The 13,462-nt window shown below is 69.1% G+C and carries 11 protein-coding genes; 1 reads left to right on the forward strand and 10 read right to left on the reverse strand.

Features of this window, described 5'->3' with window-relative positions; all coding sequences use genetic code 11:
• Complete coding sequence (locus J2Z30_RS43235; RefSeq protein ID WP_044582711.1) at positions 1-1,377, reverse strand: cation:proton antiporter; 1,377 nt, start codon at positions 1,375-1,377, stop codon at positions 1-3.
• A complete protein-coding gene (locus tag J2Z30_RS43240; RefSeq protein WP_345665189.1) occupies positions 1,374-1,643 on the reverse strand; it encodes a hypothetical protein in 270 nt (89 codons plus the stop codon). The genes J2Z30_RS43235 and J2Z30_RS43240 overlap by 4 nt, the downstream gene beginning before the upstream one ends.
• Before the next feature lie 532 nt (positions 1,644-2,175).
• On the opposite strand from J2Z30_RS43240, the gene J2Z30_RS43245 reads away from it, so the two are divergent.
• Positions 2,176-3,195 (forward strand): AraC family transcriptional regulator, encoded by a 1,020-nt coding sequence (locus J2Z30_RS43245; protein WP_209469088.1) that lies wholly within the window; start codon positions 2,176-2,178, stop codon positions 3,193-3,195.
• Here J2Z30_RS43245 and J2Z30_RS43250 read toward each other — a convergent pair.
• The 8 genes from J2Z30_RS43250 to J2Z30_RS43285 form a co-directional block, all read right to left on the reverse strand.
• Positions 3,188-4,525, reverse strand: a complete 1,338-nt coding sequence (locus tag J2Z30_RS43250; RefSeq protein ID WP_044582740.1) for a cation:proton antiporter — start codon at positions 4,523-4,525, stop codon at positions 3,188-3,190. The genes J2Z30_RS43245 and J2Z30_RS43250 overlap by 8 nt on opposite strands.
• A complete protein-coding gene (locus J2Z30_RS43255) occupies positions 4,522-6,093 on the reverse strand; it encodes an FGGY family carbohydrate kinase (protein ID WP_052702209.1) in 1,572 nt (523 codons plus the stop codon). The genes J2Z30_RS43250 and J2Z30_RS43255 overlap by 4 nt, the downstream gene beginning before the upstream one ends.
• Before the next feature lie 120 nt (positions 6,094-6,213).
• Complete coding sequence (locus tag J2Z30_RS43260; RefSeq protein WP_063791158.1) at positions 6,214-6,978, reverse strand: pyridoxamine 5'-phosphate oxidase family protein; 765 nt, start codon at positions 6,976-6,978, stop codon at positions 6,214-6,216.
• Positions 6,979-7,014: 36 nt separating this feature from the next.
• The gene (locus J2Z30_RS43265; RefSeq protein WP_044582713.1) at positions 7,015-8,403 is read right to left on the reverse strand and encodes an NAD(P)/FAD-dependent oxidoreductase; all 1,389 of its coding nucleotides are present in this window, start codon (positions 8,401-8,403) and stop codon (positions 7,015-7,017) included.
• A 42-nt stretch (positions 8,404-8,445) separates the two neighbouring features.
• Entirely contained in the window at positions 8,446-9,639 is a 1,194-nt protein-coding gene (locus J2Z30_RS43270; RefSeq protein WP_044582714.1) for an alpha-hydroxy-acid oxidizing protein, read from the reverse strand.
• Positions 9,632-11,146, reverse strand: coding sequence for an FAD/NAD(P)-binding protein (locus J2Z30_RS43275; RefSeq protein ID WP_052702212.1), 1,515 nt, complete (start codon positions 11,144-11,146; stop codon positions 9,632-9,634). The genes J2Z30_RS43270 and J2Z30_RS43275 overlap by 8 nt, the downstream gene beginning before the upstream one ends.
• A 28-nt stretch (positions 11,147-11,174) precedes the next feature.
• Positions 11,175-12,227 (reverse strand): iron-containing redox enzyme family protein, encoded by a 1,053-nt coding sequence (locus J2Z30_RS43280; RefSeq protein WP_052702214.1) that lies wholly within the window; start codon positions 12,225-12,227, stop codon positions 11,175-11,177.
• A 24-nt stretch (positions 12,228-12,251) separates the two neighbouring features.
• Positions 12,252-13,016 carry a HalD/BesD family halogenase gene (locus tag J2Z30_RS43285; protein ID WP_044582715.1) on the reverse strand — a complete coding sequence of 255 codons (765 nt, stop codon included), beginning with the start codon at positions 13,014-13,016 and terminating at the stop codon, positions 12,252-12,254.
• Between the last annotated feature and the right edge of the window lie 446 nt (positions 13,017-13,462).

Here is a 13,462-nt window from a genome sequence, read left to right on the forward strand (position 1 = left end):
TCACCTCTGCTTCGCCGACGGGGCCGCGCCGCCCGGTTCCGCCATCGCCGGCGGCGCCGCGGTCTGCTGGGCCATGTTGACCACCTGTTTGCGGAAGACGTGCAGCCACACGCCGGCGATCTGCGAGGTGACGATCGAGAGCATGGCCAGCACCGTGTAGAAGTCCTCGTTGATCACTCCGGCCGCGAGTGTCACCGTGGCCAGCACGATGCCCGGCCCGCCGCGTGCGTTGAGGGCGACCGCGAAGTGCCGGGCGGATCTGTTGTCCTCCCCGGCCAGCCTGGCCGCCGCCCAGACGCTGACCAGTTTGACCAGGCAGGCCATGGTCAGGAAGGCGCAGAAGAACAGCAGCGGGAAGTGGTGTGCCAGGTCCAGCTGGACGCCGACGTTGGCGAAGTACAGCGGGATGAAGAAGGCGAGTGAGAACCTCTTCAGTGCCTCCCACGCGGCGTCCGCCGAGGCCCGCCGCTCCGGCTCGGTCACCCGTATGTCCGCGCCGGCGGCGGCCGCGCCGGCCAGCAGGGCTCCGAAGACCGGGTTGATGCCGAGGCCGACGCAGGCCAGGGCCATCCCCAGCATGAACACCAGCCGGAACCCGGTGGGGCTGCGCTTTTCGATGAAGCTTGCCGGGCCGATGGCCAGCATGCGGAAGAACCACCGGCCCAGCGGCAGGAACACCGCGAAGAAGACCAGGCTGGCCACCACGTAGTAGATCGTGCTGGGCACGGCGTCGTTGTTGTCGAACAGCGACCACAGGCCGTAGGCGGAACCGGACTTCGCCTGTGCCAGGCCGAGCACCACGGACAGCATCACGTAGAGCACCAGGTCTTCGAAGACGGCGATGGAGAGCACCACGCGTGCGAATCCGGTCCGCAGGATGTCGAGGTCGAGCATGATCCGGGAGATCACCGGGATGCTGGTCACGGCCACGCCGATGCCGAAGACCAGTCCCACACTCGTCCGTGTGCCCTGCGGCCCGGACAGTTCGGCGATGTCGAGGAACCGGGCGGTGAACAGACCGGCCGCGAACGGCACGACGACACCGATCACCGCCATCGCGGCGGTGGATTTCCCCCGGCCGCCGCTGCGGTGTTCGACCATCTCCCGGCCGGAGAGGAACAGCAGCAGGAGCAGCCCGGCCTCGTACAGCACGCCGAGGCCCGCGGCCGCGGGGCCCGTTGAGGGGAAGAGCCACCTTTGCGCATCGGGCGCGAACACACCGAGGACGGTGGGGCCCAGCAGCAGGCCCCCGACTATCTCGCCGATGACCGGCGGCTGGCGCAGCAGCAGGAACAGGTGGCCGGCGGTGTGGGCGACGACCAGCAGTACCGTCACCGCGACGAACAGGTGCATGAGGTCGGGTGACTGCAGCGTCATGAGGGGTCTTCCTGTGTCGGCGTGGCCGGGTCCTGGCCGTGGCCGGTCACGGTCTGAAGGACCACGGCCTCGTGCCTGACCTGGGTGTCGTAGTCGGTCATGAGGTCCGCGACCGCCGGTGACACCACTGCTGTCAGCGCGTCAGTGCCGGCGAACCCTTCGACCGCCGCGGGCGAGTTCCACAGGCTGAGGACCTGGATGTGGGCCTGGCCGTCCTCCTCCCGGTGCAGCAGGTAGCAGCCGCGATATCCCGGAAAACCTTCCATATGCGGCAGAATGCTGCTTTTGAATGTGTCGAGGAAGGCGGCCGTGTTGCCGATGGGCGCACGCGCGCTCCATGACCTCAAGATCATTGCGGGGCCTTTCTGTCGTTGCCGATCAGGGCCTTTCGTGAGCGCGGCGGGCCGGGGGCGGCAATCCGGCGGTTCTTGGCCGGATCGAGGAGTTGACACGCTGCGGCGGGATCCTGCGCTGTCCGGACTTTCCGGTCACGGAGAACAGCGAGAACGAGACATTCGGAAGCTTGGATTCACCCCCTACCTCACCATCCCCGGCCCGGTCTGTTCGACGGAATCACGGGCCCCTCACGTCGCTGACCGCGTGGTCGACAGACCTGAATGCCCAGTTCCTTTTCACTTGCCACAATGACCGAAAAGGTGCTCGCATTGATCATTGCGTTACCGCTTCGGGTCCGTCATTATTATCAAATTGTGACGCCGAGGACCTTGGCCGTCGCTCGCCCTCCCGGAAGCCACCATTCCGCTCCGATTCGCCATGATCTGGCGCGAGGGAGATCAGATGTCCGCAGCACCACTGTTGGCCAACCATGCTGTCCTGCACACCGAAGATGTCGCCGCCACCGAAGAATGGCTCACCCCCGTCCTTGGCCGGCACGAATTATCGGTCGCGGCAACCACACGGCCCGATATTCGCTTCCACAGTTATCAGTTGGGTTCACTGCGGCTGAGCTATCTCTCGCTCGGCGCCAGTGCGCGGTTCGAACTGGCCGGTGCGCGCTCCGGTTACCTGGTGCTGGTGCCGCTGACGGGGAACATCTGGCTGTGCGGCACGCAGCAGATGCGCATCGCCCCCGGCCTGGGCACGGTGCTCGGACCGAGCGAGCCGGTCAGCGCCCGGTGCTCCGCGGACTGCGGGCAGCTGATCGTCGAACTGAACCAGGCGGTGCTGACCGCCCATGTCCACAGCCTGCTGCACAACTCCTCGGCGGAGTCGCCCATCTTCGAGCCGCTCATGCGGTTCGACTCCGGCAGTGCCATGAGCTGGTACGAGTCGCTGATGTTCCTGGAGAGACGGGCCAACGAGGCCGAGGGCGCCGGGCAGGAACCGATCCACCCGCTGGTCGCCACGGAGCTGGAACGGGCGCTGATGACCGAATTGCTGGTTGCCCAGCCGAACACCTACAGCCCGGCGCTGGTCCGCAGCCGGCCGTCTCAGCCGGTCGGTCCGGTCGAGAAAGCGGTGCGGCTGATCAATGAGTACCCGGAGGTCGGCCATACCGTGGCCGATCTCGCCCAGGCCGCCGGTGTCAGCGTGCGCACGCTGGAGAAGGCGTTCCGCACCCGCTTTGGTCTGCCGCCCTGCGGATACCTGCGCCAGGTCCGGCTGAAGCGGGTCCGGGCGGAGCTGACCGGGCCCGGCGCCGCGGAAAAGACGGTGAGTGAAGTGGCGGCGCGGTGGGGGTTCAGTCACTTCGGCCGATTCGCTCAGGAATACCGGAAGAAGTACCATGAGAATCCTTCGGAAACAGTGAGGCGGCATCGTGCGATGCGCGGGCCCGGAACTCAGAGTTTTAGTTGAGGAGAGGCTCCATCGCCCGGCGCCGTGATTCCTCCTGGGCGGTGATTTCCAGGCGTCGCGTGGCAATCCTCAGCAGTGGCGGTGCCATGACCGAGGTAATCACCGCGGTGAGCACGATGATTGTGTAGGACTCGGTGTTCAGCACGCCCAGCCGGAGGCCGACCGCGGCCACCACGAGTTGCACGACCCCGCGCGCGTTCATGCCCGCGCCGAGCGCCAGGATCTCCCACCGGCTCAGGCGCCCGGTCAGCCCGCCGAGCAGCGCGCCGGCGAACTTGCCGAGGATCGCGACGCCCAGGATGAGCAGCGCGCCGCCCAGCACCGCGGGCTGTCCCAGTGCTCCCATGTCCATCCGCAGCCCCGCAGTGGCGAAGAAGACCGGCGCGAGCGTTGCGGACAGCCCATTGTTCAGCGGTGCGAGCGAGCCGAGGCTGACGGCGCCGCTGGTGCCGATCAGTATGCCGCCGAGAAACGCGCCGAATACCGGTTCGAGTCCCAGCGCCGCGGTGCCGGTCGCACACATCAGGAGGACCGCGACCGCCGTCACCACCACCGCGGCCGAGGACTTGGAACGCTGCGCCCGGCGCATCGCCGCGCGCACCAGGGGCCGGCCCAGCACGGTCAGCACCAGCAGGAGCCCGGCCAGGTGCAGGATCGGCTCGAGCACGGTACCGGTGTGCAGGCCATCGGCCGCCATGGCGGACACCACGGACAGCAGCAGCCAGCCGACGATGTCGTCCATGGTGCCTGCGGCCAGGATGAGCTGGCCGACGTTGCGGTGGATCAGCCCCATGTCCAGAAGTGTCTTGGCGATCACCGGGATCGCGCTGACGCACAGCGCCACTCCGAGGAACAGTGCGAACACCGTGGGCTGCGCATGCCCGGGGCGCAGCACCCCGGGCAGCAGCTTCATCGCCACCGCGGCTCCCAGGCCGAAGGGGATGACCAGGCCCAGCAGGCTGATCCAGGCGACGGTCCCGCCGCGCCGGCGCACCAGGGTGAAGTCGAGGCTGATGCCGGTCACCCCCACCAGAACCAGCACGCCGAGCAGGGCGACACTGTCCAGCAGGTGGAACTGCCCCGCCTGCTGGGGGAAGACCCAGTCACTCGCCCGCGGGGCGAGCTGCCCGAACACGCTGGGTCCCAGCAGCACCCCCACACCGAGTTCGCCGACCACCGCCGGCAGGCCCACCCGCCTGGCCAGCCGCCCCAGCAGGTGTGCGGCGAGGACCAGCACGGTCAGCTGCGTGAGCAGCAGCACCGCCGGGTGACCGCCCAGGGGGGCTATGGGAGCGGCCGCGGTCAGCGGGCCCGCGTGGGCGGCTGTCACCGTGATCCGTCGGCACGCCACTGAGCGGCGGTCAGCGTGGCCAGCCAGTCTCCCTGCGGCAGGGTGGCCTCCTCGACCCAGCCGGCGGTGCGTTCGAGGGCCGACCGCCAGCCGGCGTAACCGCGTTCCCGGTCCTCGGGCATCCACTGCGCGGACCAGCGGTGGTTCTCCCGGCGGGTGCCGGCCACCTCGGCGAGGTCCGCCCACACGCCGACGGCCAGGCCGGCGGCGTGGGCCGCGCCGAGGGCGGCGGTGTCGGCGACGTCCGCCGGGCGGCGCAGCTGGATGCCCAGGACGTCCGCGTGTATTTGCATGCACATGTCGAACCAGGCGCCGTTGCCGTCGACCCGCAGCTGGGTCGGGGCGTGCCCGGTGCCTTCCCGCATGGCCTCGATCAGGTCGCGCAGCTGGTAGGCGAGGGCCTGGAGCGTGGCTCGGGCCACATGGTTCTGGTTGTGGTGGGTGTCCATGCCCAGGATGGCCCCACGGGCGCCGCGTTCGGGCCGGGGCAGCGCGAGTCCGGTGAAGGCGGGTACGAAGTACAGCCCTTCGGGGTCATCGGCCCGCCGGGACATGGCCTCGATCTCCCCGACGCCCCGGATGATGCCCAGTCCGTCCACCAGCCACTGCACCGTGGCGCCGGTGTAGGGGACGAAGCCCTCCAGCGCGTACACCGCCGGTTCACCGGCCAGCCGGTAGGCGATGGTGCCCAGCAGCCCGGAGTCGGTATCGGCCCGTGTGGTCCCGGTGTTGACCAGCAGCGCGCTGCTGCCCTCGAAGCCGTAGCGGGCCTGGCCCGGGAGGAAGCAGTGCTGGCCGAAGAGGGCTGCCTGGTGTTCGCCCAGCACCCCGGTGACGGGCACTTCCATGCCGAACGGCCCGGATCCGGCTGTGGTCCCGAAGCGGTCCGGGGTCGAGGACGGGGCCACCTGGGGGAGCATCGCCCGCGGTATGCCGAACAGGGCCAGCAGCTCATCGTCCCAGTCCTCGGTGTCCAGGTTCAGCAGCATGGTGCGGCTGGCGCTGGTCACATCGGTGACGTGCCGTCCGGTCAGGTTCCACACCAGCCAGGAATCCATGGTGCCGAACAGGGCCTCGCCGGCCTCCGCGTCCGCGCGCAGGCCGTCGACGTGCCGCAGCAGCCAGCTCAGCTTGCCGGCGGAGAACAGCGCGTCGGGCACCAGACCGGTCTTCTTGTGGATCAGTTCGCTCTGGCCGTCCCGCAGCAGAGCCGCCATCTGCCCGGCGGAGCGCCGGTCCGGCCCGGCGATGGCCGGAGCGTAGGGCTTGGCGGTGTGCTTGTTCCACACCACGGTCGTCTCGCGCTGGGCCGCGATACCGACCGCTGCCAGCGCGGAGGCGGGGCGGCCCAGTTCGGACAGGGCCCTGCCGACCGCGTCCCCTGTGTGCCGCCAGATCTCCGCGGGATCGTATTCGAGCGTGCCGTCGGGGGAAGCGGACGGGGAGAGCGGCACCCGCTGCCCGGTCAGCTTGTTGCCCTCGCGGTCGTAGACGATGAGTCTGGTGTCGGAGGCGGACTGGTGCAGGGCTGCGATCAAGTCGGCCATAGCAGGTGCTCCGTAGAGTCTCGGTGGGCTTGGGAGTGCCGTGTGCGGCTGATCGGTGCCGGTGCGGTCACAGGCTGCCGCCCGGGGCCCGGTCCGGGACCGGACGGCAGCTGCCCGGCCCTAGGCGCCCGGCTTGGTCGGCGGGCCGGGGACGGCGGCCATGGCCTCCTCCGGCACCAGGAAGGGCCCGCTGTACTTCTCCACGATGGGCGGTACCACCACGTCCTGCGGCAGGTCCGGTGCGGACCTGGGGTCCAGTGCCACCTGGCGCAGCGGCACGTACCCGGCCCAGCAGCCGCCCTGGAGGTCCGCGGGTTCGTACTTGCTCTGCTCCTCCCGGCGCACCTTGGTGGAGACCTCCTCCAGGTCCAGCGCGACCACGGCCACGCTGGCGAACTCCTGCCGGGTCGGCGGCCTGGCCTCGGAGCTGCGGCCGGTGGCGATGTGCTCCAGCAGGGTGGCCAGGGCGCGCATCCGCTCTTCGTCATCGGTGATCAGGCGCAGCCGGCCGTGTGCCATGACACTGCGGTAGGCGGCCGAATGGATCAGCCAGGCGCGGGCGAAGACCAGGCCGTCCAGCAGGGTGACCGTCACGCACACCGGTGCGTTCTCCGCCCCGAGCTGGGCGAACCGGCCCGCACGCGAGCCGTGGAAGTACAGGGTCTCGCCCCGCCTTGCGTACACCGCGGGGAGGACCACGGGGTAGTCCTCCCTGTTGAACGCGATGTGTGCCACGAGGCCCTCGTCCAGAATGGCGTGCGCCGCCTCGTGGTCGTAGCGGATGCGCTCCCGGTACCGGATCGGCACGGTGCGCGGGGTCACCGTATAGGAATCGTCATCGGCTGATTGGCTGAGTTGCGCCGCGATACGGTCGGTGTTGGCCACTGCCTTCTCCTTGTCTGCCCGTTGTCTCCCGGTCCGTCAACGCTGGGTGTCGCGCAGCCGCACGCTGGGCTCCATCTCCAGGTACATCCCCTCGATGGCGTTCGCCGGGGAGTTGGGCATGATCGTCCATTCCCGCGACTGGCTGTGGATGCGCGTGGGCGGCGTGGTGCCGGGGTCCCTGCCGTGCAGGCTCTTTTCGATGACCTGGTAGGCGTCGACCGTCGTCGCGTCGGACAGGTCCTCCACGCCGGCGATGATGCTGAGGAACGCCTCGTGGATGTGCAGCCGCTGCTGCTCGGCGCGGGTCATGGCCTGGCCGCGGTAGAAGTAGTCGTCCTTGCCGCGGTAGCTGTCGTAGAAGACCGAGACCAGTACCAGCAGCCGTTCGTAGGAGTAGCGGTAGGCCACGTCGTAGAAGTTCAGTGCCCGCTCCTCGGCCACCGTGCCGTCCACCATCGAGGACACCGAGGCGGCCGCCAGCATGGCGCTGAATGTCGCCAGGTGCACGCCGGTGGACAGCAGCGGGTCCAGGAAGCATGCGGCGTCCCCGGAGATCAGATGGCCCGGTCCGCTGAACCGGTCGGCGACGTAGGAGTAGTCGGTCTCGGTGCGTATCTTCGAGACCTTTTCGGCGCCGGCGATGGTCCGCCGCACCAGCGGATGGGCGTGTACGGCCCGTTCGTAGAGCGCCTGAACGTCGGCGGGGGAAGAACACTGCTCGCCGAACCGCTTCTTGTCGGTCACCAGGCCGATGCTGGTGATCCCGTTGTGCAGCGGGATCACCCAGATCCAGCCCTCCGCGACGCTGCACACCGTCACCGCGCCGTCGGGGCCTTCGGGGATGTCCTTGGCGTCCTTCCAGTACGTCCAGACGCCGACGTTGCGGAAGACGTCGTGCATCCGCCGCATGTCGAAGTGGCGCTTGGCGAGCAGGCCGGCCCGGCCGGAGGCGTCGATGACGTAGTCGAACCCGATCTCACCTTCGTCTCCGGCCTCGTTCTGCCAGCGCGCCGCCACCGCCCGGTCCCCGGAGAACCGGATGTCGCGGATCCGGTGACCCTCGAACGCCTCCACTCCCTCTTCCCGGGCATGGTCGAGAAGGATCTTGTCGAAGTCGGCCCTGGTGACCTGCCAGCTGTGCTTTCCGCCGGGCACGTCGGTGAACGGCAGGTCCCACTTCTCCTTCCCCCACTCGTAGTAGGAGCCGTCCTTGTGCCGGAAGCCGAATTTGTCCAGCTTCTCGGACACGCCGAGCAGGTCCATCATGCGCACGACCGACAGCGACAGCGACTCGCCGACGTGGTAGCGCGGAAAGGTCTCCCGCTCCAGGAGCGTCACCTCGACACCGTTGCGTGCCAGGAACGTCGCCGCGGTGGACCCGGAGGGTCCGCCACCGATGACGAGCACCTTGCTCTGGGATCGCATCTGATTCTCCCCTTCACAGGTTTGGCTGATCGAAGACCGGGCTCAGCGCTCATCCGCCCGGCCGGGGGCCGGGGCCACCATGTGCCGCAGATCCCCGACCGTCGCGGCGCCGGACATCAGCATGGTCAGTTCCAGTTCGGCCAGTACGCAGCGCAGTACGTGCCGCACTCCCTCGGCACCGTCGATGGCCAGCCCGTACAGCCACGGCCGGCCCAGCAGCACCGCGTCGGCACCCAGGCCCAGCGCGACGGCGACGTCCGCACCGCTGCGCACCCCGGAGTCGAACAGCACCGGAACCCGGCCGGCCACCTGCCGCACGACGGCGGGCAGGGCATCCAGGGCGGCCGTCGAGCGGTCCAGCTGCCGGCCACCGTGGTTGGAGACCACCACACCTGACACGCCGTGTGCGATGGCCTGCTCCGCGTCGTCGGGATGCAGGACACCCTTGATGAGGACCGGCAGGCCGGTGGCCTCGCGCAGCCTGTCGAAGTACGCGTAGGACAGGCCGGGGTGGCCGAAGACCTCACGCCACCGGGCCGCGGCGGCCGCGAGCCAGGGCTCGCTGCCGACCGCCAGGTCCGCGGGCAGCGACCGTCTGAACAGCGGATCGGCCAGGAAGGTTCCCATGCCCTGCCCGCGCAGGAACGGGTCGTACCCGTGGTCGAGGTCGGCAGGCCGCCAGCCCCGGGCCCAGGAGTCGACGGTGACCACAATGGCCTGGTAGCCCGCCTTCTCCGCCCGCCGGACCATCGAGGCGCCCAGCTCCTCGTCCTTCGGCGGATGCAGCTGGAACCACAGTCCCGCTCCGGGGGCTGCGCCGGCCACCTCCTCCAGCGACAGCGAGGAGGAGTTGGACAGGGTCATGGCCAGTCCCAGGTCCCGGGCCACCCGGGCCGCGGCGGCCTCGCCATCGGGGTGGGCCAGGCCGGCCAGGCCGATCGGAGCCAGCACAACCGGCGCGCTCATGCCGGTCCCCCACAGTTCGGTGCGCAGCCTCAGCGGCCGGGCCGCGGGCATCATGCGGGGGGTGAGTTCCCAGCGGTCGAAGGCGGCCCGGTTGGCTGCCACAGTGCGCCCGCCGCCCGCGCCGCCCGCGACGAACGAGAACAGGCCGGCGGGCAGGTACTGCCTTGCCGCCTCCTCCAGCAGGGCCGGATCAGCGGGGAGCCTGGGCACCCGGCCGCGCAGTCCATCGGCGAATACCTCATCACGCATGGTGTACCAGGACTCAGCCATCGAGCCGTCCCCCGATCGTCGGCGTTGAAGACGTGGCCAATGCGGTGGTGCCGGTAATCCAGCCGCGCCGGATCCGGGCCACGATGCGTTCGGCCCGTGCGCTGATGCCAAGAAGTGATCCGGCGTTGGCGTAATAGATGTCGCCCGCGGTCGGGTGGCCCAGAGCGTACAGACCGCGGGCCGGCCCCAGGACCCGGTTGGTGGTGAAGTCGACATACACGCCACCGCATGGATGCGGGCGGGCCAGCCCCCGTGCGGCCAGCCGGCCCAGCAGCCGCCCGGCCGGTTCGGCGGGGTCGTACGGCGTGGCCCGGACGGCGTTGAGCAGCACACCGGCGCGGTGCTCCTTCCCGGCCGCCGTCACCGTGAAACCGCCGCCCGGCGAGGGGTTGACCGCGCTCAGCCCCGGGTGCACCTGCAGGGCGCCGGTGCCCAGGCCCTCCAGCAGCAGGGCCGCGGTGGCCGGCGGCATCGGGTTGAACACCGTGGCGAGCACGGTGTTGTGGCGGCGCAGGAACACCTCCCTCGTACGCAGCGGAAGCCGCTGCCAGAACAGTTCACCGACCGGATCCAGCAGCGGCAGCAGCACCGCCCGCCAGCAGTCCGCGGCGTCGGTCCGCCCGAGCTGGCGGGCGAGCCGGACCGCGGCCGGCTCGCCCGCCGCCAGGTCCAGGGCCATTTCCTCCTCCGGTGCCCCGTGCGCGGCCAGCCGCCGGTGCAGCAGCCTGCGGACGGTCGTCCACAGCGACGCCGGGGGCGTGGCCCGCACCGCTTCGGCCAGCTGCCCGGCCTCCGCCGGGCCGATGGCAGCCGGCCGGCAGCGCACACTGGGCAGCAGGCCGTTGCGGGAGACCAGCCGGACCGGCGCGGTGTGCCCACGGCGCAGGAGGGCAACCGCGATGTCCACCGCGGAGAGATTGCTGCCCAGCACGGTCACCGGCGCACCGCCGGGCAGGGAGGGGGGCAGTGGGTAGGGATCGGCGACGAAGCCGGGCCGGCCCGTCAACTGGTAGATGTCGGCCGGCCGGGGCGTGCCCAGACACAGCACGACGTGGTCGTGTGCTTCCCGTGCGCCCGTCGAAGTGAGGGTGACCAGCCGGTCACCGGCGGGGTAGACATCCTCGACGGTGTCGGTGTGCACCTCCACCGACCCTGCGCCGGCGGCCAGTTGGGCAGTGGCCGCCGCGAGCCGCCGGCGCAGGTAGACGCCGAACAGCCAGCGCGGCTGGAACCGCGCTTCGCAGTCGGCCGAGGGAAATTCGCCGCTGCGGCCCGCCTGGCGCAGCCAGCTGAGGAAATCATGCGGATCCCCGTGCCGGATGGACATCGCGTCGGCGGGTCTGTTGATCAGGGCGCTGTCCGCGTCCTCCTGGTAGGGCCGGCCGGGGCCGGGCACTGCCCGGGGTTCGAAGACGCTGACCGTGATCTTCTCCCTGGGCGTGCTGCGCGCGAGGGCATCGATCAGCGTCACCGCGGATGCACCGCCGCCGATGATGGCTAGCCGCATTCGATCGGGTCCTGTCGGTTCGGCAGGCTCATCCGGCCGGCTCTAGTTTCGCCTGCAGCGCATCGAGATACCAGGTGGAGGTCTCCAGCCGCATGAGGGTGCCCAGTGCGATCTCAAAGGCGCAGCGCGGTTCGCGGGCAATCGCCGGGAGAAGGATGTTCTTGAACCAGGCCGGCCCGTGCCGCGCGTCGATCTGAATATGCTGGTCGTGGTAGATATAGGCCGATTTCGGCATTCCCAGCCGTTTGCAGCCCACGATGTAGGAACGGAATCGGCGGGGTGTCAGATACTCGGTGACACCGAAATATCCGAATGCCTTGTAGCAGTGCCGCCTGGAGAGGGCCAGGGCTGCGGAGACGTTTCCGCAGACCAGTGACTCCAGCATGATGTTGCTGTTGATGAACTCCTTCGACACGCCGGCGTCCGTGAGTGTTCTCGCAAATACCGCCGTATGCACGTCGGCCGGGTTCCCGTTCCCCATCTCGTCCCACAGGTTGCTGACGAGTTCCATCTTCTCCGAGCCGCCCGTGCCCACCGTCAAAAACGACAGGATGTCGTCGAAGCGTGGGTCCAGCGACGTCTCCTGAGCCAGGTAGAACCTGATGTCCTGTGCTGAGGCGCGGTCTTCGAGGAAGTCCCGGTAGAATGGATGGTTGCTTGCGCCGTGGCTGCTGATGAAGTTCCGGTACCAGGGCAGGAAGGATTCCGGGTCCTGGGGTGCGGAGGCCAGTGCGCTTGTGTCCGTCTTTCCGCGCAGGTCCGCCAGCATGGCGTTTTCCAGGGTGCTCCGGATGTCGTCCAGGATCTCGGTCAGCAGGGAGTCGATCTGGTCGATGGGCGGCAGGCTGAAACACCGGTCGTAGATGTCGCCCAGTACCCAGTGCGCGGTGTGCAGCGCGGCGCGGTCGCCGCGGGTGAAGGCCGCATGGGCCAAATCCGCGGCCGCCGTGCGGATTTCGGCCCGGTAGACCGTGTCGGTTGCACGGGCGTTGACCGTGGCGGCGTCCTCGTCCCCGGCCAGCAGGGATATGACCAGTTCCCGCAGGTCCGTGCCGCTGTGCAGTTCAGGAGTGGTGCTCAAGGAGTATCCCCCCTCGTGCGACGGTCAGGAGGAGAACATCGCGTCCATGGTTTCGTGTGTGGTGGGACGTTCGACGTCGGCGGTGCTGGCCCAGCAGGTGTTGAGGATGATGCGGGTGGCCGGCCTGCTGAGCGGGATCGTCCGGTGGAGGGTGGTGTCCGAACGCAGGAAGTACAGGTCGCCGGTGGCGTTGGCGTAGGTGCGGATGGGGTGGTTCTGGAGGTACTCGTGCACCCGCGGGTTCTGCTTGTCCCAGTTGGTGTGCGGCACGCACTGCAGCATCCCGCCCACCTCGGGGCCGGGCGCCTGGATGATCCAGATCAGTGTGTAGCTGAAGTCCCCCCAGTGCCATCCATGGGTGTCGCCCGGCTGGTCCTGGCGGATGATGACGTACTTCTCGCCCTCCCAGGGGCAGGGCCGCACGTCGGCCTGGGCGATCCGGCCCAGCGTGTCGCGGATGCTCGCGGAGTCGTAAATCGCGGAAATGAGCCGGGAGTCGCGGGCGATGTCGGCCGCGCTGACCGTGTGCATCCTGCGCGGCGAATTCCCGGTCTCTTTGAGTTCGATGTCGATACGCTGGGCGTGCTGGTCCAGCAGGTCGCCCACTTCGCTGACGACCTCGGCGAACAGATCCGCCGAGACCAGACCGGTGAGCTTGACGTAACCTTCCCGGCGGAACGCTTGCGAGTACTCGAGGATGGGGGCGTTCTCGGAGAATTCCTTGAGATGACGGTCGAATGCGTCCTGGTCGAGCGTACGGACACCGGTTGTAGGCGTATTCGTGGTCATCGCTGTCTCCCTCGGTTGGGGATGAGATCTACGACGGCCGGGGCATGACAAATTCCCCCGCTGAGGGGCGACACTATCCCGCCGGATCACCTTCCTCAATCCGATTTACGACCCGGCACTATCCGTTTTTCGCACCTTTGCGGCGGCGCCGGCCCGGTACGCTTGCGTACCGCCGCCGCCCGCAGAGGTATTCACGGGCCAAACCAGCAGCCGCGTAACATGACGCGCCGGGCAGGCGGAGGACCGTGCAGGAGATACGGCCCGGTTCGGAATGTCCCCGGGGCGCGGCCGGCTCACCGGAGGGATACCGGCTGCCAAAGCGCGGCGGACTCCATGCGGTTACCCGGGGCATTGCGGTGATCACCAGGCGTTGATAAATTGACGAAGGCCGTGGACTTCGCCGGATGTCCATCCGGACTGGATCTCCACCCGTCGGGGCATGACTC

This window comes from Streptomyces iranensis (assembly GCF_017874715.1).
GTDB lineage: Bacteria > Actinomycetota > Actinomycetes > Streptomycetales > Streptomycetaceae > Streptomyces > Streptomyces iranensis.